This is a genomic window from Streptococcus tangpeifui (assembly GCF_011038795.1).
GTDB classification, from domain to species: domain Bacteria; phylum Bacillota; class Bacilli; order Lactobacillales; family Streptococcaceae; genus Streptococcus; species Streptococcus tangpeifui.
Map to the genome: position 1 here is coordinate 76,655 of NZ_JAAKDU010000003.1, position 23,188 is coordinate 99,842.

The 23,188-nt window shown below is 42.5% G+C and carries 20 protein-coding genes, 1 tRNA gene, 1 pseudogene and 1 other annotated feature; of the genes and pseudogenes, 17 read left to right on the forward strand and 5 right to left on the reverse strand.

What is annotated here, in order from left to right:
* Window positions 1-95: 95 nt before the first annotated feature.
* Window positions 96-719: a Pr6Pr family membrane protein gene (locus G7Y32_RS03620; protein ID WP_165210743.1), complete on the reverse strand. Its 624-nt coding sequence runs from the start codon at window positions 717-719 to the stop codon at window positions 96-98.
* Window positions 720-855: 136 nt separating this feature from the next.
* Here G7Y32_RS03620 and G7Y32_RS03625 point away from each other — a divergent pair, with 136 nt between their 5' ends.
* The 5 genes from G7Y32_RS03625 (at window position 856) to G7Y32_RS03645 (ending at window position 4,105) form a co-directional block, all read left to right on the forward strand.
* Complete coding sequence (locus G7Y32_RS03625) at window positions 856-2,010, forward strand: Mbeg1-like protein (RefSeq protein ID WP_165210746.1); 1,155 nt, start codon at window positions 856-858, stop codon at window positions 2,008-2,010.
* 99 nt (window positions 2,011-2,109) lie between these two features.
* Window positions 2,110-2,502, forward strand: coding sequence for a stress response transcriptional regulator NmlR (gene nmlR, locus G7Y32_RS03630; RefSeq protein ID WP_165210749.1), 393 nt, complete (start codon window positions 2,110-2,112; stop codon window positions 2,500-2,502).
* 83 nt (window positions 2,503-2,585) lie between these two features.
* Window positions 2,586-2,658: transfer RNA gene (locus G7Y32_RS03635), tRNA-Thr, on the forward strand.
* Window positions 2,659-2,987: 329 nt separating this feature from the next.
* On the forward strand, window positions 2,988-3,548 hold the full coding sequence (locus G7Y32_RS03640; protein WP_165210752.1) for a hypothetical protein: 561 nt from the start codon (window positions 2,988-2,990) through the stop codon (window positions 3,546-3,548).
* A 53-nt stretch (window positions 3,549-3,601) separates the two neighbouring features.
* Window positions 3,602-4,105 carry a hypothetical protein gene (locus G7Y32_RS03645; protein ID WP_165210755.1) on the forward strand — a complete coding sequence of 168 codons (504 nt, stop codon included), beginning with the start codon at window positions 3,602-3,604 and terminating at the stop codon, window positions 4,103-4,105.
* A gap of 19 nt (window positions 4,106-4,124) precedes the next feature.
* Here G7Y32_RS03645 and G7Y32_RS03650 read toward each other — a convergent pair whose 3' ends face one another.
* On the reverse strand, window positions 4,125-5,012 hold the full coding sequence (locus G7Y32_RS03650) for a fumarylacetoacetate hydrolase family protein (protein ID WP_165210758.1): 888 nt from the start codon (window positions 5,010-5,012) through the stop codon (window positions 4,125-4,127).
* A 501-nt stretch (window positions 5,013-5,513) separates the two neighbouring features.
* The gene (locus tag G7Y32_RS03655; protein WP_165210761.1) at window positions 5,514-9,983 is read right to left on the reverse strand and encodes a GH32 C-terminal domain-containing protein; all 4,470 of its coding nucleotides are present in this window, start codon (window positions 9,981-9,983) and stop codon (window positions 5,514-5,516) included.
* A 217-nt stretch (window positions 9,984-10,200) separates the two neighbouring features.
* On the opposite strand from G7Y32_RS03655, the gene uvrC reads away from it, so the two are divergent.
* Window positions 10,201-11,991, forward strand: a complete 1,791-nt coding sequence (gene uvrC / locus G7Y32_RS03660) for an excinuclease ABC subunit UvrC (RefSeq protein WP_165210764.1) — start codon at window positions 10,201-10,203, stop codon at window positions 11,989-11,991.
* A gap of 177 nt (window positions 11,992-12,168) precedes the next feature.
* Window positions 12,169-13,521, forward strand: coding sequence for a glutathione-disulfide reductase (gene gorA / locus G7Y32_RS03665; RefSeq protein WP_165210767.1), 1,353 nt, complete (start codon window positions 12,169-12,171; stop codon window positions 13,519-13,521).
* A 78-nt stretch (window positions 13,522-13,599) separates the two neighbouring features.
* On the opposite strand, the gene G7Y32_RS03670 is transcribed toward gorA, so the two are convergent.
* Both G7Y32_RS03670 and G7Y32_RS03675 read right to left on the reverse strand, forming a co-directional pair.
* A complete protein-coding gene (locus G7Y32_RS03670; RefSeq protein WP_165210770.1) occupies window positions 13,600-14,847 on the reverse strand; it encodes a bifunctional folylpolyglutamate synthase/dihydrofolate synthase in 1,248 nt (415 codons plus the stop codon).
* Complete coding sequence (locus G7Y32_RS03675) at window positions 14,847-15,359, reverse strand: DUF4175 domain-containing protein (protein WP_165210773.1); 513 nt, start codon at window positions 15,357-15,359, stop codon at window positions 14,847-14,849. Before G7Y32_RS03675 ends, G7Y32_RS03670 begins: the two co-directional genes overlap by 1 nt.
* Window positions 15,360-15,540: 181 nt before the next feature.
* Here G7Y32_RS03675 and G7Y32_RS03680 point away from each other — a divergent pair, with 181 nt between their 5' ends.
* The 10 genes and pseudogenes from G7Y32_RS03680 (at window position 15,541) to rpmA (ending at window position 22,972) form a co-directional block, all read left to right on the forward strand.
* A complete protein-coding gene (locus tag G7Y32_RS03680; RefSeq protein ID WP_165210776.1) occupies window positions 15,541-16,686 on the forward strand; it encodes a cysteine desulfurase family protein in 1,146 nt (381 codons plus the stop codon).
* Window positions 16,687-16,743: 57 nt separating this feature from the next.
* Entirely contained in the window at window positions 16,744-17,958 is a 1,215-nt protein-coding gene (gene thiI, locus G7Y32_RS03685; protein WP_165211307.1) for a tRNA uracil 4-sulfurtransferase ThiI, read from the forward strand.
* A 10-nt stretch (window positions 17,959-17,968) separates the two neighbouring features.
* Complete coding sequence (locus tag G7Y32_RS03690) at window positions 17,969-18,622, forward strand: hypothetical protein (RefSeq protein ID WP_165210779.1); 654 nt, start codon at window positions 17,969-17,971, stop codon at window positions 18,620-18,622.
* Window positions 18,597-19,142, forward strand: a complete 546-nt coding sequence (locus tag G7Y32_RS03695; RefSeq protein ID WP_165210781.1) for a GNAT family N-acetyltransferase — start codon at window positions 18,597-18,599, stop codon at window positions 19,140-19,142. The genes G7Y32_RS03690 and G7Y32_RS03695 overlap by 26 nt, the downstream gene beginning before the upstream one ends.
* Before the next feature lie 297 nt (window positions 19,143-19,439).
* On the forward strand, window positions 19,440-20,618 hold the full coding sequence (locus G7Y32_RS03700; RefSeq protein ID WP_165210784.1) for a CapA family protein: 1,179 nt from the start codon (window positions 19,440-19,442) through the stop codon (window positions 20,616-20,618).
* Window positions 20,619-20,648: 30 nt separating this feature from the next.
* Window positions 20,649-21,181: pseudogene (locus G7Y32_RS03705) on the forward strand (GNAT family N-acetyltransferase).
* A gap of 24 nt (window positions 21,182-21,205) precedes the next feature.
* The gene (locus G7Y32_RS03710) at window positions 21,206-21,793 is read left to right on the forward strand and encodes a TMEM175 family protein (protein WP_002264144.1); all 588 of its coding nucleotides are present in this window, start codon (window positions 21,206-21,208) and stop codon (window positions 21,791-21,793) included.
* Window positions 21,794-21,857: 64 nt separating this feature from the next.
* Window positions 21,858-21,958 (forward strand) — a sequence feature (ribosomal protein L21 leader region).
* A 40-nt stretch (window positions 21,959-21,998) separates the two neighbouring features.
* Window positions 21,999-22,313 (forward strand): 50S ribosomal protein L21, encoded by a 315-nt coding sequence (rplU, locus tag G7Y32_RS03715; RefSeq protein WP_165210787.1) that lies wholly within the window; start codon window positions 21,999-22,001, stop codon window positions 22,311-22,313.
* A gap of 9 nt (window positions 22,314-22,322) precedes the next feature.
* Window positions 22,323-22,655 carry a ribosomal-processing cysteine protease Prp gene (locus tag G7Y32_RS03720; protein WP_004228332.1) on the forward strand — a complete coding sequence of 111 codons (333 nt, stop codon included), beginning with the start codon at window positions 22,323-22,325 and terminating at the stop codon, window positions 22,653-22,655.
* A gap of 23 nt (window positions 22,656-22,678) precedes the next feature.
* Entirely contained in the window at window positions 22,679-22,972 is a 294-nt protein-coding gene (gene rpmA / locus G7Y32_RS03725) for a 50S ribosomal protein L27 (RefSeq protein WP_004229856.1), read from the forward strand.
* The last annotated feature ends 216 nt before the right edge of the window (window positions 22,973-23,188 follow it).

Consider the following 23,188-nt stretch of genomic DNA (forward strand, 5'->3'; position numbering starts at 1 on the left):
GGATGTTCCCAGAGCCTTTTGTTTTGTAAAAAAGCCCCTGCTCTATTGAGCAAGGATCCTTTTGATTTATTTTAAAGATTCGTTTTCTTAACTGGTTACCGCTTTTTCCCAAGAATTTTCTTGGTGAGAAAGAGTATATAGCCGATAATGATATAAAAGATGGCCAGAACTAGAATATAAGTCAGGACGTAGTCCCAGCCTTTTCTTGTAACGTTGAGAAAGAAGTAGGGAAAGGGGCTGTCTAAGCTACCAGGAATTGGCCATTTCAAGATAAGACCATTGAGAAGAGCCCAGATACAATAGAGAATAGGCATAAGAGTCCAAACTAGGGGATCTAATGCTTTATAAATATTTTTACGATCAAAGATAAGGGTGTCACCAATCATGCCAAGCGGTGCGATATAGTGAACTAAGAAGTTTCGGATGTTCCAGTAATCAGCTGGGGTTACCTTAGGTGCTAGCATAAAGTGATAAACTAAGAAAGTCAAAGTAATGACCAGAGTTGTACTTCCCTTAATCCGCAACAAGGTGGGATGCTGATTGATGGAACCTCCTTTAGCTTCTAAATAGATATGGTAAAAATGACTGGAAAAAACAAGGATATTGGACAGAACAGTATAGTAAAGTATCATTCCAGGCCCATCTTTGGCAATCTGCATTGAGACACCGATAAGACCGCAGAAACCAAAAATGAGACGATAGATTTGTGTTAAAGACATCAGTATATAACTCTCCCAAATTATTTAATCTGTTTACTATACTACCATAGTTGAAGGCTTTCGACTAGCTGCTTAGCATAATTTTCAGATATCTTTAAAAATATGCTATACTGGTGCTAGTAGAGAGGGAGATTTTATGCCAAATATTTTAGACTATATCAAAAATCATGGTGAAAAAACTTTTTCAGACTTGATGCTCAACAGCATTGATATAGCTATTATCAACGAATTGGGTTACCTGCCTTTAGGAGAACAGTTACATTTAACGCAGCCAGTTACCTTGCAGGCACTGAAAGAAGATTTTCAGGCCAGCGGTAAAAAAGTTCACTATTCCTTTACTGTTACCAAGCAGCGTGTGGAGCTTTTGAAAGCTGTCCTTGCTGCTCCACGCTATCAAGGCTTGAGTTTGGTCTCTTATATCAATGATATTGATCCGCAATTTGAAAAGCAATTTGCTGCGATGGTTCTCAGTCTGCCGAATATTAATCATTATCAGGTTATTTTCCGAGGAACTGATGAAACGCTTATCGGTTGGAAGGAAGATTTTAAGATGACTTATGCCAGTGAGATTCCTGCACAGCGGCAAGCCTTAGCCTACCTGATTAAGATTTTAGAGGCTAGCGACTGTCGCTATACTGTAACAGGTCATTCTAAGGGTGGCAATCTGGCTCTCTACGCCGCAGCTAATTTACCAGAAGATTTTCAAGCAAGGATTGACCAATTATTTATCTTTGATGCACCGGGCCTGCATAATCGCGTTTTGCACAGTCAGGGTTATCAGGCCATTCGGGATAAGGTGCTCTGTCTGAGACCCAAGGATTCCATAGTTGGCAGTATGTTAAAAAATGACCTTGCTAGCTGCTTTATTGAAAGCAAGGCCATCGGAACTTTCCAGCATGACGTGGCCACTTGGGAAGTGAATGGTACAGACTGGCAATTTGCTTCCGGTCAATCTGAACTCAGTCAGGCTTTAGAAGAGACCTTTAGTCAATGGACACAAGAGCTTTCCAAGCAAGAGCTCAAAATTCTCTTTGATACAGTCTTTGATATTTTCTTGGAGAATGATGTTGCCACTCTGGATGATTTTCAAGCTGACATTCTTAAAAGTGCCAAAACAATTATGACAGCTTTCTCCCAGCTCCCGGCTGACAAACGGCAATTACTCAATAAATCAGCGCTCAGTCTCTTGAGTATCTTTGTGAAATCACGTTTTGAACAACTCAATTTTCCAAATCCCAAACAGTTATCGGAAAAATGGCGGAACTTGTTAGGAGAGAGGGAAGAACGATAAGGGCCCTTTAGCTTATAACAAATAAAGGTTATCCCTTGACTTGGAGTTAACTCCAAGGCTTACAATGTTGAGGATTAATAAGTAAAAGGACACATATTGATGAATATTAAGAAAGTGAGCAAGTTAACTGGGATTTCTGCAGATACCATTCGCTACTACGAAAGGATTGGTTTGATTCCACCAGTGACGCGCAATCAAGCTGGAGTTCGTGATTTTACAGAGCATGATATCTCTATTTTGCAATTCATTCGCTGTTTTAAAAGGGCTGGTCTGAGTATCGGGGCTCTGAAAGCCTACACGGAACTCTTGCAAGCTGGTGATGAGAATATTCAGGCCCGCCTGACTATCCTTAAAGAGCAACGGGAAGGCCTACAGAAGCGCATAGACGATTTAAATGAGGCCCTGAAGCGATTGAATTATAAAATCGACAATTACGAGAATAAGATTGCTCTCAAAGAGAAGCGGCTTTTTCATAATAGTAAAGACAGTTAATAGGCCTAGAATGAGATTTAAGAAAAAAATAAGTAAAAAATCTTGACAGATTGAAAACAAATTGATAAACTATAGAAGTAGTTGCCGATTTAGCTCAGTCGGTAGAGCAACGCACTCGTAACGCGTAGGTCGTAGGTTCAATTCCTGCAATCGGCATTCTTCATAGACCACTAGTGGCATTGCTTAGCAGTGCCACTTTTTTGAAGGCAGGGAGAAGTTGAGAAGTGTAGTCAAAATATCAAGAGGCTGTCTTAAAGGGCATCTTATGGATGTGGGTGAGGGGGCAGCACCTTGAAGTCTATTCGGATCTTTGACTTGAGCGATTGTGTAGAATTGTATTCTAGTGATGGCAAATACTAGCTGGTCTCGATTTGAGAGTTTTGCAATGTTGCTACTAGAGCAGATAAGGAACTTTCTGCTGAATGAAAAAGACTGCAATATTTGTGTATCTTAAGCGAGCCTAGTTATTAGTGAGGAGAATAATTGTGATCAAGACACCGTCACGAAAACTTGTTGGTTGGGCTATGGGCCTGCAGCTTATCGCTTCCTTAGTCATAATACCAACGCTTATTTTTATCATCATTTTTGTGGTTTCCGCAAGTTTTAGGGAGAATGCTTTATCTTTCTTGATGCATGTACTGGGACTAGGAAATTACGAAGATGACTTTACTACAGATATTCTTAGAGTCGTCTGGTTTATGTATTCACTTTATGCTTACTTTCTTTTTCTACTGATTTTGAATCTTGGCGCTAATATTGTGAGTATTATTGCCGCCAGCGTTTGGTCTCGGCATTTTGGCTTTTTGATTAGCTTCCTTTTAGCATGGGGGCTTGAGTTTATCTTTGTTGCCGTAGCTTGGTCATCAATTTATGCGAGCCAAGAAAACATTAGCCGGATATTTATAACCGGCCTGATTGGCTTAGGACTTGCAAAAATTGCCCAAGTCTGTGTGATAACTGGCTTATTTATCTTAGCGGGTAAAGAAATCAAGGCTAGTCAGCAAGGCCAACAAATGATTTATCAGCAAGGGTTAAATGACTATTAATAATAAGAAAAAATAAAAGAATGGTTTGGCCGCAATGCCAAATATTAGTTGTGATGAAAAATACTAGAAATTTCGACTGTGAAGGCTCTGCGGATGATCAAATGCAAAATGCTGAATGGCAGTTGAAAATAAAGCAAGTAAAGATAGCAAGAAATTTCCAGCTAGTTTCAGCAGGATTGTTAATGATGTGGTTTTTTAAGCAAAGCAGCTTACTAGTTCATACAAACGATCCTGCAGAGGAGATGATTGGTTGGATAATAGCATCGGCGATTGTTCTCCCAATTAGCCTAGGTGCTATAATACTGATTTTAGTCCCTCCTATTATTACTGTCATTTTTGGTTTTGGTGTGATAAAGGGATTAACGTTTAGAATCCTAATCACTTTGCTTGGAATTTTAGAATTTGTGTGTTTTGGCTTAGCAGCTGTATCCTATTGCACATTCCAACCCAAACTTTTTCTCTTATTTACTGCCATAGAGATCGTTTTGAAATTCGCAAGCTTCGTACTTAATGGCCGCTTACTAAAGAAAGTAAAGGAGAGGATATGTAAAAAATAACCATCAGCAAGGCTGGTGGTTATTTTTCATATCTAATGATATTTTCTAAAGTTCCGATTCCGCTGATGGAGACGGTGACAGTGTCCCCTTGAGTCAGCCAGTCTAGCTGATTAGGATTGTGGCCCATAATGACACCAGAGGGTGTACCAGTGAAAATTAAATCACCTGGTTCAAGTGTCATATATTGTGAGAGGTAACTGACAATTTCTTGCGGACTGTAGAGCATATCGGTCAGCGGAGCTTCTTGAACGATTTGGCCATTAACCTTGGTTGTTAAGCGGGCTTGGCCTAGGTTCATTTGATCCTTAGTCAGCAGACTTGGTCCGACAGGAGCAAAACCATCTAGTGACTTACCTATCAGCCATTGACTGGTTTGAAATTGAAGCTTACGCGCTGTAACGTCATTACCGACGGTGTAGCCAAAGATCGCTTGATCAGCCTCATCCAAGGTGAGGTTTTTAGCATTTTTACCGACGACGATGACCAATTCACCTTCGTAATCATATTCCCAATCGTTATTAGGAAGAAAGATGGGAGAGCCGTGACTGTTGAGGCTGGTCGCTAGCTTATTGAAAATTTCTGGGACCTGAGGTTTGTCCATCTGCACTTCAGTAATATGGTTTTTGTAGTTTAGGCCAACGGCCAAGATTTTTCTGGGGTGGCTGACGACCGGATAGAAGGCGTAGTCTTCTATCGTATCCAACCAGTAGCAGCTGTCAATTTGGCTCAAATCAGATTCTAAAAGAAATTGAAGTCCCTTGTAAACTTTGCCGTCAAAGAGATTTTCCATAGTAAAATCGGGAACTTCTTCAACCTGATCAAAGTAGGAAGTTAATTTAAGCCAACCAGCTGCCGTTTGGACAACGAGTTCAGGTTTTTGGCCAATTTCGATCACACTGAGTTTCATAGGAATCCCCTTTCTACAAGATAGCAGGCCGCTAAGTGACTCACAGAATTTAGGAAAATGGACAGCGAAGCATTAAAGCTTCTGGGATATTTTATCTAAATTCATAGAATCACATAGGTGGGTCCAATTATAAGCTTTTTGAAAGCGTTTGAATTTTTCTGCTTTTATTATAACAAAATAGGACTGACCTGACTGGAAATAAAGGGGGAGCAGGCATGTCAGAAAATTGCCAGCGTTTGTAGTGTAGGAAAGCATCAGCTATAAGAAAGGCGATCAGCACAGGTGAGGGCCGATCTTCAGTCATGGTATGACAAGGCTGAAGATCGGCTAATGTTCATTTGTTTGTGTTTTGGCCATGTGGTTGGAAATTAGTCATGATGAAAGAAATTCGTGTATGGGATTTGGCTGAGAAATTGTCCTAGGATGGTTTTGATTGATGTCAGAGAAGCAGATGAATAGGAGCATCCTGTCGCAAACGGTCTAGTCTAGCTGAGGCTTGATCTATTTAATTTGACGGCCGTCTTGATCAAAGTAACAGATTTCGCCATTGATGACCTGTCTGCCCGTCACTCTGAGACCATTATCTTTATCAAGATAATACCACGTTTTGCCACCATCGGGGGTCACAAAACGGCCCTTGATTTGTTTGCCTGTTTCATCAAAAGTATAACGTTTGCCCTTGATCGTTTGACCGCCTGTTAAAACTTGTCCGTTGTCCTTGTCAAGGTAATACCAAGTTTGTCCGCTATCAGGAGAGGCAAAGTCACCTTTGACTTGAGAACCGTCAGCATTGAAGTAATAGGTTTTCCCTTGTATCGTTTGCAGTCCAGTCAGAACATGTCCGTTGTCTTTATCAAGGTAATACCACGTTTGTCCGCCATCAGGAGAGGCAAAGTCGCCTTTGACTTGGGAACCGTCAGCATTGAAGTAATAGGTTTTCCCTTGTATCGTTTGCAGTCCAGTCAGAACTTGTCCGTTGTCTTTATCAAGGTAATACCACGTTTGTCCGCCATCAGGAGAGGCAAAGTCGCCTTTGACTTGGGAACCGTCAGCATTGAAGTAATAGGTTTTCCCTTGTATCGTTTGCAGTCCAGTCAGAACTTGTCCGTTGTCTTTATCAAGGTAATACCACGTTTGTCCGCCATCAGGAGAGGCAAAGTCGCCTTTGACTTGGGAACCGTCAGCATTGAAGTAATAGGTTTTCCCTTGTATCGTTTGCAGTCCAGTCAGAACATGTCCGTTGTTCTTGTCAAGGTAATACCATGTTTGTCCGCCATCAGGAGAAGCGAAGTCGCCTTTGACTTGAGAACCGTCGGCGTTGAAGTAATGGGTGTTGCCATCAATGCTCGTTAAACCAGTTGCTAATTGCCCATCGGCCTTACGATAATACCAGTGTTGGTTAGCTGTGAACCAACCTTGAGGCTTAACGTCTTGATTGAGCGGGGTCAGATAGACATTTTGGAAGGCTACAGCACCATCCCACAGTCCTAGGCCAACATAAGCTTGATTAAAATAGTCTTTGACAGATGCAAATTTGTGGTTCATGACTTCCTGACCATCAATACTCAGGCTGACACTGTCCTTGGTCTTGTTAATAAGCAAATGGTGGTAGTGATTATCGTTAAGTGCTGTATTCAGCGGTTGTTCAGCGATAGTATCTCCTTGGAAGTAGTACAGTCTGACACTAGCCTGATCGCCCAGTTGGAAGGCATAGGCGTTGGCTGGGTCGGTTGCTGGAGAGGCAAAAAAGATGTTAACTAAACCTTTTTGATATTTGACGTCAGCTTCCAGTTTGTATTCAGAGTAAGGGAGGCGCTCGGTCGACATGATGGCATCGTTAGCACTGGTATTGCTGTCAAGCAACTCTTTATCATCAACAACCCACTGACCAGAAATGACTTTGAGATCTTTTAAGTTGGTCTTGAAATTATTCTCAAAGATACTAATCTTATAGGTTTTAGTCAAGTTAGGATTTTCTTTAGAGCTTGCTGTCAGAGTCAAAGTCCCTGCCTTTTTAGCCGTCAGGGTTACCTTACTGCCAGATTGACTAAAATCAACAAGGTCGGGTTTATCCAATTGCCAATTGATATCTTGCTTAACTTGGGCGGGAGCCAAATAGGCTTCGAAACTGGTTGATTGGCCAAGATTTAAACGTGTTTCAGTTTGGCCGGTTCCGACCAGTTTGAAAGGTTTATCAGCTGCAACTTTATCAGTCCAGATGGATTTGAGAGGGTAGAAATAAATATCAGCCTTGGCGTCGCCTCCTTCTGCGAAGACACTGGCTCCCAAACTGTCTGGGGCTGGGAAAATTTGGTTAGCACCAGTAACGGTATCCCCCTTGGCGAAAACTTCTAAACTGGATCGATCAACGAAAATATGGAGAGAAATACTGCCGTCAGCATTGGTCGTCACCTTTTGCTTGTTGACCTCGGCAAATTTATCGTTAAGAATGACTCCAGACTTGGTTCGGTCAATGGAGAGCTCTTCTTGCTTCAAATCATAGACCACCAGTGTCTCTTGGTCTTTGGATTGGCGGACTTTAAAGCCGACCTTAGTCGTCGTCGCACTTGGCCTAAAGGTTGCAACAATTTCATAACTATCAGATTTGACATCCTTGAGTAGATCATTTTGAGCTGTAACGGTAACGTCTTGATAGCTGATGGCTTTAGCAGTATCCCGAAGTGTTTTGTAAATTTCAAGCGGTGTTTGCGTCAGAACGTAAGTGCCATTTTCCTTGACCAAGCCCAACTGGAGATTAAGATTGTAAGTACCGTTGAAATCTTGGTCAACTGTTTTAGCGACTAGATTGCAATAGTCCCACGTATTCATCCAATTCAGTTCCGTCAATTTCGGAATGGTTGGATTGGCTTCGGTACCAAAGTCCTGAACATAGTAGGTCATAGCGGCATAAGAATCTTTGCCAAAGTTCATCACACCGTCAGATTCTTTATAAGCTTGATCTGGGCTGAAGGTCCACTTGCCGTCAACTTGCTTGAAGTCACCTACCTTATAGTAACGGCCGCCGCGAGAAAGCACCCATTTGATCGTGCCATCCTCTGTTTGGATTGGATAGAAGTCGGGACACTCAGTGTGGATATCAGGGTAAGTCGATTCAACTGACCAATCTCGTAGATTATCAGAAGAATAGATACGCAAAGGACCACCAGCTAGCACCATGAACCACTTATTATTCCAATGGAAGACTTTAGGATCACGAAAATCCTTGCTTTGCAGTGGGTCATCGGACCAATCTGCCGCCACTTGATCAACCTTGATCCACGTTTGACCTTCATCAGAGCTATAAGCTAATTTAATCCGTTGTCCGTTACCATCGGCAGTGACCAAAGCCACTAAACCGCCTTGACCATCCTTGAAGAAGCCAGAACTATTGTGTTCATCGACTACAATACAGCCTGAGAACATGGTACCGTTAGTGTCGGGATAGAGAGCGATAGGCTGGTCTTCCCAATGAATCAGGTCTGTACTGGTGGCATGAGCCCAGTGCATTGGTCCCCATACCTGATCATCATAGAATTGGTAGAAGAGATGGTATTTACCCTTGTAATAGACTAAACCATTAGGGTCATTTCCCCAGCCATCCTTGACGGAATAGTGGTACTGGTCACGGAAGAGTTCGTTGTAGTAGACTTCCTTGGCTTGCCGGCGATGAACATTGATCCGATAAGTCAGACTGGCTTGATTAGCTTCGGTAGTAACTGTGCTGGTTACAGTCAAGTAATTAGCACCGACAGCCAGAGGAATATCATCGTTTAACTGATATTCTTTACCAGTGCTGTCGCTAATCGTAATCTGAGCCTTATCGTTCTTTGGTTTAATGGCTAATTTAACACTGGATGCTGCATTATCAACATATTGGATGCTGACGGGAGCATTGGAAAGGAACTGACCTTTCTTCTCAACTTGACCTTTGTCAGACGTGACAGTAATGTCAGCTAGTTCAGGATTTAGATTATCAGTAATTGGGGTATAGTAAGTATTTTGGAAGACGGCTTCACCGTTCCAGTTAAGCAGGCCCAGATACCCCTCTTTAATGACGGTTCTTTGACCTTTGTCTTCTTTTTGCAGGGTATAGTCACCTGTAGAACCGACTAAGTGCCCATTAATGTAGAAGGATAGCCAGGAATCAATAGCAACAACTCTGAGAAAGTAATTGCCATCGGCGCTAGGTTCGATTTGCTTTTCATCAATCAGCTGCTGGTCTTCTCCTCTGTCCCAACGCCAGAATTTACTCTTCTTTGTGCCTCCATCAATGTTAATGGCATAACTATTTTGAACATTATTAGGATCTGTACTCCGGAAGATTAGACCGACAGCTCCTTGTTCTTTCAAAAATTTGATATCTGTTGAATAGACAAAATCACCAGCCTTAATGTCAGAAATATTCCAGCTGTCTCCCTTGTCTAAGGCATTGCTGTAGAGACCGTCATCTCGAACTTCCCAAGTTCCGTTTGTTGATTTGAGGTTGGTCAAATTGGTTTGATAGCCCTTTTCAGCAACCTGAGCCACATCAGCTTTTTCGACAGTGATACCAGCATCGGCTCTTTCAGCCACTGGCGTTGCATCGTCGGAAGTAGCGACTTCTGCTTGATCAGCTTCTGAATCAACAGTTGATCCGCCTTCGTCGGTCGATTGTGCTATCCTCTCTGCTTGTTGGGATGAAGTGGTATTTCCACTTATTTCCGCACTGTTATCTTTACTCTCAATAACAGCTTGGCTATTGGCTGGGATTGTTGTTGCCCCTTCTGACGTTTCATCAGACTTGATGGTGTCAGCCACTTGTGCATTGGGAGTGCTAGTAGCTGGTGCCGTTTCCCCAGCAAAAACAGGATTGCTAAGAGCCAGTCCTGCAACCAGCAGAGTAACCAAACTGCAGCCGTAAACCCAATGTTTGCCGCGTTTGTGCATATACCAGCCATGTGTTTTTGTTTCCTTTGACGGACTATCTTTCATGATAGATTTCCTCCTTTTTTGCGTCTTGCCTTTATTATAAAACTCTTGTGAGCGCTTTACAATATGCAAATAACAATTCTCTATTTGCAAAAATCATATAAAAAATAATGAGAATATTATTTTAATGCAGGTTTTGCCACCTTTTTAGAGGAAAATCTGCCATTATCCAATCGTGTCAATTACTGTCCCTAAAAATGAGATTTGTTATAATAATTCTATGAATGAATTGATTAAGCACAAGTTGGAGTTGCTGCCAGCTAGTCCTGGTTGCTACATCCACAAGGACAAAAATGGTACTATCATCTATGTGGGAAAGGCTAAGAATCTGAAAAATCGGGTGCGATCTTATTTTCACGGCAGTCACGATACGAAGACGGAGATGCTGGTCTCAGAAATCGCCGATTTTGAGTATATCGTCACGGGATCCAATACCGAAGCCCTTCTCCTAGAAATCAATCTGATTCAGGAGAATATGCCCAAGTATAATATTCGGCTCAAGGATGACAAATCCTACCCTTATATTAAGATTACTAACGAGGTTTATCCTCGCCTCATGATTACCCGTCAGGTTCACCGCAAAGATGGGATTTATTTTGGTCCTTACCCCGATTCAGGAGCAGCAACCGAGATTAAGCGTCTGCTGGATCGTATTTTCCCTTTTAAAAAATGTACCAATCCAGCTAATAAGGTTTGTTTTTACTATCATTTAGGACAATGCAATGCCCACACTGTTTGCCACACTGATCAGGCTTACTGGGACGGTCTCAAAGAGGATGTCAAAAATTTCCTCAACGGCAAGGATAATAAGATTGTCGATCAAATCCGCGATAAAATGCTTAAAGCGTCAGAGCTGATGGAGTTTGAGCGAGCTGCCGAGTACCGTGATCTTTTGGAAGCTATCAGTACCCTGCGTACCAAGCAGCGAATCATGAACCAAGATATGATTGATCGCGATATTTTTGGCTATTATGTCGACAAGGGTTGGATGTGTGTACAGGTCTTTTTCGTCCGTCAGGGCAAGCTCATTCAGCGGGATGTCAATATGTTTCCCTACTACAATGAGCCTGAAGAGGATTTTCTCACCTATGTCGGTCAATTCTATCGTGAGAGCAAGCACTTTCTACCTAAAGAAGTTTTTATTCCGCAGGATATTGATGCTGAGCTTGTCAAGGCGGTCGTAAGAACCAAGGTTATTAAACCACAGCGCGGCGAGAAGAAGCAGTTAGTCAACCTAGCGACCAAGAATGCCAGAGTCAGTCTGCAGCAAAAGTTTGACCTTTTGGAAAAAGATATCAGAAAGACCAAAGGAGCTATTGAAAATCTTGGAGAATTGCTCAATATCCCAGCCCCTCGCCGTATTGAAGCCTTTGATAATTCCAATATTCAAGGAACTAGTCCAGTTGCTGCTATGGTCGTCTTCGTTGACGGTAAACCCAGTAAGAAAGACTATCGTAAGTTTAAAATCAAGACGGTTGTTGGCCCAGATGACTATGCCAGTATGCGTGAGGTTATTTATCGTCGCTACAGTCGGGTCATGCGAGATGGTTTGACACCACCTGATTTAATCGTGATCGATGGTGGACAAGGTCAGGTCAATATTGCCAAAGAGGTCATCCAAGACCGTCTAGGCTTAGACATTCCTATTGCAGGTCTTCAAAAAAACGATAAGCACCAAACCCATGAATTGCTCTTTGGTGATCCTCTGGAAGTCATTGATCTGCCACGGAACTCCGAGGAATTCTTTCTCCTTCAGCGTGTACAAGATGAGGTCCACCGCTTTGCTATTACCTTCCATCGTCAGGTTCGCAGCAAGAATAGCTTCAGCTCCAAATTGGACGGCATTTCTGGCCTTGGACCTAAACGCAAGCAGCTCCTGCTCAAGCATTACAAAAGCCTGACCAAGATTCAAGAAGCAGATGTGGATGATATCGTCAACTGTGGCATACCGAGGAATGTAGCAGAGGCAGTAAAGGAAGCACTGACACAAGAAGTTGTAGATAAGACATAGAAAAAGATAAACTCAAGTGTGTTACAGCTTTTTTATCTGAAGCAAGGATAATTAGGAGTAAAAATTAGTAAAAGGCAGGCGATAAGATCGTTTGCCTTTTATAGTCGTATCAGAAAATTGCCTGCCTTCCCTATTTATGATACTCTAAGTCTACTGAAACGATAGAAAGGGATTCTTATGGTAAAAGAATACGATTATATTGTCCTTGGCGGTGGTTCTGGGGGGATTGCTTCGGCTAACCGAGCTGCTATGCATGGCGCAAAAGTGCTCTTGATTGAGGCAGCGGAGACTGGCGGGACCTGTGTCAACCGTGGTTGTGTTCCTAAAAAGGTCATGTGGTATGGGGCTCAGGTTGCTGAAGCGATTCATAAGTATGCTGGTGAATACGGTTTTACAGTGGGAGATACAACTTTTGATTTTACGACCCTGAAAAATAACCGTGAAGCCTACATTGACCGTATCCATGGCTCCTATGAACGAGGATTTGCGGCAAATGGTGTAGAGGTACTGAATGCTTATGTCACCTTTCTTGATGCCCATATCTTAGAAGCTGACGGTGAAACCTATACAGCGCCCCATATTCTCATTGCGACAGGTGGGCACGCCCTCGTTCCTGATATCCCGGGAGCTGAGTATGGTATCACTTCCGATGGCTTCTTTGAGTTAGATGTGGTTCCTAAGCGCGTGGCTATTGTAGGAGCTGGCTATATCGGTGTTGAGATTGCTGGTCTCCTTCATACCCTAGGCAGTGATGCCCACCTCTTTGTTCGTAAGGATCGCCCTCTTCGCAACTGGGACAATTACCTAACGGACGCTCTCATGGAAGAAATGGAAAAAGACGGTCCAACCCTGCATAAACATTGTGTACCAAAAGCAGTGGTCAAGAATGCTGATGGTTCCTTAACCCTCATCTTTGAAAATGGTGAGGAGCATACCACTGATGTCATTATCTGGGCTATTGGGCGTGTCGCTAACACGAAGGGCTACGGACTGGAAAACACCGGTGTGGCGCTTAACGAGCGTGGCTTTATCCAAGCTGATGAATACGAAAATACCAATGTATCAGGTGTTTACGCTATCGGTGATGTCAACGGTAAGATCGAGTTAACCCCAGTTGCCATCAAGGCAGGACGTCAGCTGTCAGAGCGTCTCTTCAACGGTCAAACAACAGCTAAGATGGATTATACCAATGTCCCAACCGTAGTCTTTAGTCACCCAGCCATGGGCAAGGTTGGCTTGACGGAAGAACAAGCTATTAAGCAGTATGGGAAAGATCAAATCAAAGTCTATACCTCATCCTTTACTTCTATGTATACAGCCTTGGCTGACAATCGCCAAGTGGCTCGCATGAAATTAGTTGTTCAAGGCGAAGATGAAAGAGTTGTCGGCCTCCACGGTATCGGCTATGGTGTTGACGAAATGATCCAAGGGTTCGCGGTTGCGATTAAGATGGGAGCTACCAAAGCTGATCTTGACAACACTGTCGCTATCCACCCGACAGGTGCGGAAGAATTTGTTACGATGAGATAAGGCTAATAGATCTGCATCAAACGGAGGACAAGATAAAAGACAAAAAATCCCAAATCAATTCATGATTTGGGATTTTAGCTAGTTCTTTTGATCCAAAAGATAACGGCGCACTTCCGAAATAAAATAGAGGGAGCCTGTCACGATAAAGAGATCGTCAGAATCCTTGGCCTTATCCAGCCATTCTCGAAAATCAGCAACCTTTGAGTAGGTTTCAGGGTAGTCTGCTAAATCGGCTGCTTCTGGGAAAGCAAAAGTGGTGACGCTGAGCTCCAGCCCCTCTAGCAGCGTTAACATTCCAGAAAGATTTTTTCGCTTTAAGCCTGCAAAAAGCAGCTGTTTAGAGCGGTTTGGGAAATCTGTTTTTAAAAGATTGATTAGGGCCTGAATACCTTGGGGATTGTGGGCTCCGTCCAGCAGAATGTTAGGTTCGATTAGTTCACCGCGACCGGGCCAGAAAGCAGATCGTAAACCAGTCCTGATTGCAGCCTCATCGATCTTAGGAAAATGTTTTTGAAGAAGGAGACTGGCCTCAGTGGCCAAGGCTGCATTATATTGCTGGTGAGACCCGAGAAGGCTCAGGCTTAAATGCTGCAAGCTGCCCAACGGACCTTTGAAATCAAAGCCATTGCTGGTATCCTCAATCCAAAAGTCCCGACCTGCTTGATAGAGGGGAGCTTGTAACTGCTTGGCTTCATTTTCAAAAACGATCTGAGCTTTCTGAGGGACTGGACCAAGAATTATTGAGCGTCCAGACTTGATGGCTCCGGCCTTATGCCAGACAATGTCTTCCAGACGGTTGCCCAAGGTATCCAAATGATCATAACCAATAGAAGTGCAGATAGTAGCCAAGGGCGTAATGATATTAGTTGAATCAAAGCGGCCGCCGACTCCAGCTTCGATGATGGCGATATCAACTGGCTGTACACGCTCAAAATACAGGAAAGCAAGAACCGTGACTAATTCAAATTCTGTCAAAGTCCCCATCTCTGTCTCAGTCAGTTTCTCTAGCCAAGGGCGGACTAAATCGAAAGTTCTTACTAGATCTTGGTCGCTGATAGGCTGGCCGTCAACAGCTATTCTTTCATTAAAACGAGTGATAAAAGGCGAGGTAAAGGTCCCAGTCTTGTAGCCGGCTTGACTAAAGATAGCTTGGAGCAAAGCAGTGGTTGAACCTTTGCCATTAGTCCCGACAATATGAAGACTGGGAAAGCCTGCTTGGGGCCTTCCCAGTTTATCTAATAGCCAATTTAATCGCCTGAAATCAGGCCGGCGTCCATAAGCCTTGTGGCTGTGGATAGTTTGCAAGGTTTCTTGATAGGTTAGCATTATTGTTGAGGTGTCTGGCCAGCGTCTCCGCCAGTTTGCCCTTGATCAGTCGTACCAGCATTTCCATCAGTTTGCCCTTGGTCGATCTGACCTCCTTGGTCACTAGCTTGTCCAGAATCAGCTGCTTCTCCATTTTGATCCTGTCCTTGGGTTTGATCCTCTGTTGGCTGACCATCTTGCGTTTGACTGTTGTTAGCATCGCTAGAACTTGCCTGACTATTGCTGTCCTCTTTTTCTTTAATGACCGTTGTCGTAGAAGTGTCAGATGATTTGTCGTTATTGGAATTATTGCGGGAGATAGCAAAATAACCCAGTGCCCCCAAAATAGTAACAAGCCCTGCCGCAATAGCCACTATTTTTTGCAGTGCTGAGAAACCTTTCTTAGCGCCACGAGCAATTTTTTTAGTAGCTCTTGCCTTAGGAATACGTCTTTCTGTTTCTTGGCGAATAGGGGTGTGACTAAGTTCCGTATTTTCTTTCTTTCTGCGTTGCGAACGTGAGTATTGAGACATGGTGAATTTTCTCCTTAAAAAAGTTTTCTAGCTACTAGTTTACCAAAATCTGAAAAAAAATTCTTAAATAAAGTGGCAGGGTCATTTCTCTTCATGTCCGAACCTTGAATCGGTTTTCTGCCTGCCTCTTGCCTATTAAATTATGCTATAATGAAACTAATTGACTGTTAAAGGAACGACTATGATTTATTTTGATAATTCAGCTACAACCCAACCCTATTCCGAAGCCCTTCACAGCTATCAAGAGGTGGCAGCTAAAATTTTCGGTAATCCTTCCAGCCTGCATGGCCTTGGCGACCAAGCAACCCGTTTGCTGGAGGCTTCTCGCAAGCAAATTGCTCAGCTATTAGGCAAGTCAGCTGAAGAAATTTTTTTCACATCTGGCGGAACTGAGAGCGATAACTGGGCCATCAAGGGACTAGCCTTTGAAAAAGCCCCCTACGGCAAACATATTATCGTGTCAGATATTGAACATCCAGCTGTCAAAGAATCTGCTAAATGGTTGGCTACTCAAGGATTTGAGGTCTCTTATGCCCCTGTTGACAGCCGCGGCTTTGTAGATGTGAAACAATTAGCTGGCCTCCTACGGTCGGATACCATCCTGGTCTCAGTCATGGCTGTCAATAATGAAATTGGTTCTGTCCAGCCTATCCAAGCTATTTCAGAAATTTTGGCTGATCGGCCGACTATCTCTTTTCATGTAGATGCTGTTCAAGCTATCGGAAAAATTCCGACTGCCAGCTATTTGACTGACCGAGTTGACTTTGCTTCCTTCTCGGGACATAAGTTTCACGCGGTTCGTGGTGTCGGCTTTCTCTATAAGAAGGTTGGTAAGCGCATCAGTCCGCTTTTGACAGGAGGCGGTCAGGAAAATGGATTGCGCTCAACGACTGAAAACCTAGCCGGTATTGCGGCTATGGCCAAAGCCCTGCGTTTGACCTTGGCTAAGGAAGAAACGGCCCTGCCTCGGATTGCGGCGATGAAAGCTATTATCTACGATGAATTGAGTAAGTACCCTGATATCAAGCTCTTTTCTGAAAAAAGTCAAGACTTTGCTCCCAATATTTTAACCTTTGGCATTAAGGGAGTTAGGGGAGAAGTAGTGGTACATGCGTTTGAAGAGCATCAAATTTATATCTCCACCACCAGTGCCTGCTCCTCTAAGGCTGGCAAACCAGCCGGTACGCTGATTTCGATGGGAGTACCGACCAAGGCAGCTCAGACAGCTGTCCGAATCAGCCTGGATGATGACAATGATATGAGTCAAGTTGAGCAGTTCCTAACTATCTTTAAACAAGTTTACGAAAAGACCAAGAAAGTCCGTTAAGGATAAGAAATAAGAAAGGATGTCCGGCAGTTGATCGTCGGACTTTTGAAAGATGATATGCAGTATTCTGAAATTATGATTCGCTACGGTGAGCTTTCGACTAAGGGGAAAAATCGCATGCGTTTCATTAATACGCTCAAACGCAATATGCAAGATGTTCTCTCTATCTACCCAGAGGTCACGGTAACAGCAGACCGAGATCGCGGTCATGTTTTCCTTAATGGGGCTGACTACCGTCCTGTCGCTGAAAGTCTCAAGCAGATTTTTGGCATTCAAGCCTTTTCACCAGTTTATAAATTGGAAAAAGATATGCCCACCCTGCGGAAGGCTGTCCAAGACATTATGGCTGGTCTCTATCATGAAGGACTAACCTTCAAGGTTTCCAGTAAACGCAGCGATCATCAATTTGCATTAGACAGTCGTGAGCTCAATCAAGATCTTGGTGGAGCCGTCTTTGATGTCCTCCCTAATATCAAGGCTCAGATGAAAAAGCCTGATATTACTCTCAAGGTAGAAATCCGTGATGAAGCAGCCTATATCTCTCATGAAGAAATTAAGGGTGCTGGCGGTCTGCCAGTTGGCACAGCAGGCAAAGGTATGCTCATGCTCTCAGGTGGTATTGATTCACCTGTAGCAGGCTATTTGGCTCTCAAACGAGGGGTAGATATTGAAGCAGTCCACTTCGCTAGCCCACCTTATACCAGTCCGGGTGCTTTGAAGAAGGCGCAGGATTTGACGCGTAAATTAACGAAATTTGGCGGAAATATCCAATTTATCGAAGTTCCCTTTGCGGAGATTCAAGAGGAAATAAAGGAAAAGGCACCCGAAGCCTACCTCATGACCCTGACTCGTCGCTTTATGATGCGGATTACCGATAGGATCCGTGAGCAGCGCCATGGTTTGGTCATCATAAATGGCGAAAGTCTCGGCCAGGTTGCCAGTCAAACACTAGAATCCATGCAAGCCATTAATGCGGTAACAGCAACGCCAGTCATCCGTCCAGTGGTCACTATGGATAAACTGGAAATCATTGATATCGCCGAAAAAATTGATACTTTTGAGATTTCTATCCAACCTTTTGAAGATTGCTGTACCATTTTTGCACCTGACCGTCCCAAAACCAATCCTAAAATCAAAAATGTCGAGCAGTACGAAGCTCGACTCGATGTTGAAGGCCTTATTGATCGTGCGGTTAAAGGCATTATGGTTTCTGAAATCACACCGGAAGGTCAAAACGATGCCGTAGATGATATGATTGAGGACTTGTTGTAGGGGATGATAAGTGCGCAATATCTGGGAGTTTTTAAATGGAGTACTTGGCCCTTATAATTGGGATCGCCATGCGATTAATGTGCTAGGCAGCTCTAATCCATCTTCATCAGGTGCTTATTCTGCAGGATTTTTAATAGCGGTTATACTATTTGTCCTAGTGGCAGCTTATTTCCTGAAACTAGTAGTCATTGCTCCAGAATGGGAGGAGTCGACTGCTAAATCAAAGAAAAAGACTGCTAAACAGTTAAAGAAGTCTTTAACAGAAAAATTTTTTTCAGAGAATTTTTTGTTTTATTGTTTCTTAATGGGGATGATCTTCTGCTTTTGGTTATATCCTTCTATAAGAAGTTACCAAGCTCACCGTTATTTTACAGATAAAAGAAATCAGGTGACTGACTTTAAATTTATGTCAGTTACTGACTATCAGGCTGATAATGGTGGCCGTTATAGTGATCCAAGTATTTATTTAGATTTGAAAGGTTACCCTAACGGTAAGAACTATTCAGTGTTTGTTTCGGATGCTAATTCTACGCAAGTTGCCAAGGTAAGAAATACTGGGAAAAATCAACTGGTCATAGTTGGACTTAATAAATCAGGCAAACCTGTTCACATTTGGTTCACAGAAAGAAAAGCAACAAATGAAGCTATTATCGAAATCGGTTAAGAAGCGAAAGAGCGTCTCAAAGAGTTTAGTAAGTGATCTTGAATCACTTTACCTCACAGCCTTTCCTCCCGAAGAACGCCTTGACTGGGATTGGTTACTGAAGAAAGCGGATTCTGGTCAAGCAGATTTTGTAGCTTATTATGATGATTCAGATTTTGTTGGTTTCACCTACAGTCTTATGTCAGATACAGTCTATTATCTGCTCTTTCTAGCAGTAGTGGAGGACAAGCATTCCCAAGGTTATGGTTCGGCCATCCTAGCCAAAGTAGCCCAACAAGCAGGCAGTCGGATAAGAGTTTTGGTTATTGAGCCCTCAGATCAGGCCGCCAGCAATTACGGTCAGCGGCTCCGCCGTCTGGCCTTCTACCAATCGAATGGTTATCATTTAACTCCCCACTATTATTATGAAGGTCCAGAAGTGTATCAAGTTATGGCTAGTCAAACAAGGCTCCCTCTTGCTGATTTCACGAACTTGGCTAAGCTGATTGAACAAACAGGAGTTGAGATTGGCGTGGATTAGGGAGACAGCTGTCCATGACAGGAATGTTGGCTATTTTTGACCACATTGATCATTTCAATATGTGGTCTTTAAACGCTGACTTTCTCTATATGAGGATAAGCTTTTTTTATCTAACCTTTTCGGTAGTTGTTGCTTCTTGTTTAATTTCAGTTTCATGAGAGTGGGATAAGAATAAATCAAAATCGTGATTTTATCACGATTTTAATTTTTAATTGGAGTGATTTTTCTAATAGTAGTTTTTTGAAAGCGGAAACATGCTATAATACTGTATAAATAGTAAACAAAAGGGGAATGTCTATGAAAAAGTTGCCACTCTCAAGAACTAGCCTTATCTGTGTGACCTTGGTTCTGGCCATTCTTGTGGTGGCCGCGTTTTACGATGCGAGCGGCTGGGCTAAGAAGTCTGAAACAAAGTCCGGTCAGGTACAAACTGCTAGAGTTGTAGCCAATGGTGATATCCTAATCCACGATATTCTCTACATGAGCGCTAGACAGTCGGATGGCGGCTATGATTTCAATCCCTACTTCAAGTATGCAAGAAATTGGATTTCAGATGCTGATTTAGCCCTTGGAGATTATGAGGGAACGATTAGCAGTGGTTACCCTCTTGCAGGTTACCCTCTTTTCAATGCTCCTAGCTCTATTGCCACGACTTTAAAAGAGACGGGCTATGATGTTATTGACTTGGCCCACAATCATATTTTGGATTCCGGTCTGTCTGGTGCTCTGGAAACTGCTCAAACTTTCAATAAGCTTGGGTTAGATACCATAGGTATCTATCAGAGAAATCGCCGCAAGGAGACCTTTCTTATAAAAAAGGTTAATGGGATTAAAATTGCTATCCTAGGATATTCCTATGGCTATAACGGCATGGAGTCCAATCTAAGTAAGAGCGAGTACAAAAAGCATTTATCCGACTTGAATGAAAAGCAAATGAAAGCCGAACTTGCCCAAGCTGAAAAGCAGGCGGATATCACTATTGTCATGCCGCAGATGGGAGTGGAATACCAAAAGGATCCGACCGATGAACAAGTCCAGTTCTATCATAAGATGATCGACTGGGGAGCTGATGTCATCTTCGGCGGTCACCCCCATGTGGTGGAACCAGCAGAGACCTTGCATAAGGATGGACAAAAGAAATTTATCATCTATTCTATGGGAAATTTTATCTCCAACCAAAATCAAGAAACAGTTGATGATATTTGGACCGAACGTGGTTTGCTGATGGATGTGACTTTTGAAAAGGCGGGTCAAAAGACTGTTATCAAAACCGTCAAAGCTCATCCAACCATGGTTTGGCGGCAGCCTACCGGCCAAACAGTTGATGAAGGTTATGATGCCTATAATTATCAAACGTTGGTTCTGGAGGATTTCATCAAAGGCGGTAAATACCGTCATAAATTAGATAGTGCCATGAAAGAGAAGGTTGATACAGCCTATAAAGAAATGAAGGAATTGGTGAATTTAAAATGGTAGCAAAGATATGGTTGATAAGAAAGGGAATCAATGACTTTAGCTCAGCAAAAAGTGAAGTTTTTTAGTAAAGCTTATCATGATGTTAAAAGATTATATCTTTCAGCTTTTCCACCTCGTGAGCGCTTTCCTTATTTTTGCTTGCTGCTAAATAGCTTGCGCTCTCTGGTGACTTGCTATGCCTATTATGATAAGGAACGCTTTGTTGGTTTTGCTTATATTATTGAATCTAAGGAGCAGGTGTTTATCCTTTTTTTAGCTGTTAATGGGTCAGTTCGCTCCAAAGGATATGGCAGTATGATATTAGCACAGATTCGTGAATATGCTGGAAGAAAACCGCTTATTTTAACGATAGAGCCTGTCGAGAAAGACGCGCCAATAGTGGACAAAGAAGACAGCGGCTGTCCTTTTATGAGCGCAATGGATACCAACTGACATCTCATTACTATTACGAGGGGCAGGAGCGCTATCAGATATTGACTACGGAACAGAGTATTGATTTAGAACGTTTTCAAAAATTAGTCAAAAGAGCGGTTCTGGGCTTAGTGCCAATAACAGTACAGTAGGAAACATAATGAGAGAGGTTTACAATGACAAAGGAACGTTTAGCTGCGTTTACAGATGCTATACTGGCTATTATCATGACAATCTTAGTTTTAGAATTAAAGAAACCAAACCCTATTTCTTGGGAAAATCTATGGCAGTTACGAATGAATTTCTTTGCCTATACTATTTCCTTCTTTTGGTTAGGGGCCATGTGGGTTTTATTGCATCGTAATTGGCATGATATTAAAAGTATTTCCAATAAAACAGTTTGGCAGTCTTTATTAATGCTGTTTTTCTCTTCTTTTTTTCCTTATGCCACTAATCTGGTTGCAAGTGATTTCAATAATTCAGCTGCTCAGTCCTTTTATGGTATTATTGTGATAGCGATATCTTGTTCAAATTTGTGGATGCAGAGTGATCTTTCGCATATTAAGGAAAACCAAAAGGCAGAAGCCATCCAAACTTTCTCTGTCAAAAAGAGTCGATGGCTAAAACTTGATATGTTTTTGAAAACTTTAGGATTGTTTTTAAGTTTGACCATTTGGCCATCGGCTATGATGTATACTGTTCTATTTGTTTCTTTGGCTATTGTTTTTCCTAATTCGATTACTGAAGAGAAAAAAGCTAAATAAATTAACTGTACTCCTTGAAATACCTAAGTGACTATGCTATACTATAAAAGTTGACTAATATGCACATCCTGTGCAACCGCACGAAAATCGTTTGAGACTTTAGTAAAAAGTCTCAGTCAAGTAAGAGTTCGGCTCTCACGATTCTAGGCGAGTCTTCACAAGAAGGATTTTATCCTTCGTCCAAAAATCTTATAGGAGGTGCATAATGAGCACATACGCAATCATCAAAACTGGTGGAAAACAAGTTAAAGTTGAAGTCGGTCAAGCAATCTACGTTGAAAAACTTGACGTTGAAGCAGGGGCAGAAGTGACATTTGATCAAGTCGTTCTTGTTGGTGGAGATGCTACTAAGGTTGGTAGCCCTCTTGTTGACGGAGCTAGCGTTGTTGGAACTGTTGAAAAACAAGGAAAACAAAAGAAGGTTGTATCATACAAATACAAACCTAAAAAAGGTAGCCACCGTAAACAAGGTCACCGTCAACCTTACACCAAGGTTGTTATCAACGTGATCAACGCTTAATTTCTAATCATGATTGAAGCAACATTTACCAAAGACGCAAAAGGTTGGTCTGGGATGCAAATTACAGGTCACGCCGGCAGTGGTGAGTATGGCTTTGATGTGATTTGTGCTTCGGTTTCTATGCTGGCCCTTAACTTTATCAATTCGGTAGAAGTTTTGACCGGTAAGTCGCCGAAAATGGAATTAGCAGATGAAGGAGGCTTTCTCAAGGTTGAAAAGCCTCAAGAACTGGCTCCTCATCAAGAGCAGGTTTGGCAGACGCTATTTGCTTCGGTCGTTATCGGCTTGGAAAATTTAGCGGAAAATTCATCTCAGTATGTTGCCCGGCCTGTCATAAAATAAGCTTTCAACGAAAGGAAAATATTATGATTAAACTTAATCTTTCTAACTTGCAATACTTCGCTCACAAAAAAGGTGGAGGTTCTACATCAAACGGACGTGACTCAGAAAGCAAGCGCCTTGGTGCTAAAGCTGCTGACGGTCAAACCGTAACTGGTGGTTCAATTCTTTACCGTCAACGCGGAACTCATATCTATCCAGGTGCCAATGTTGGCCGCGGAGGAGATGATACCCTCTTCGCTAAGGTTGAAGGTGTTGTTCGCTTTGAACGTAAAGGACGCGATAGGAAGCAAGTATCTGTTTACCCAATCGCAAAATAAGCAGAAAGCAGGCTTCGGGCCTGTTTTTTTATTGCCTTCATCATCAACTGAGAGAAGAATAAACAAGTAGTTGGCGAACGAGAGCAGTTATGGGACAATTCTCGTTTTCTTTACGGTCTATCGAATTGGAGATAGTATTTGCTAGCTAATCGTTCTGTTCTTAACGAAATGACTTTGTATTATTAAGTAAGAAGAATGATGCTTTATGACAAGTTA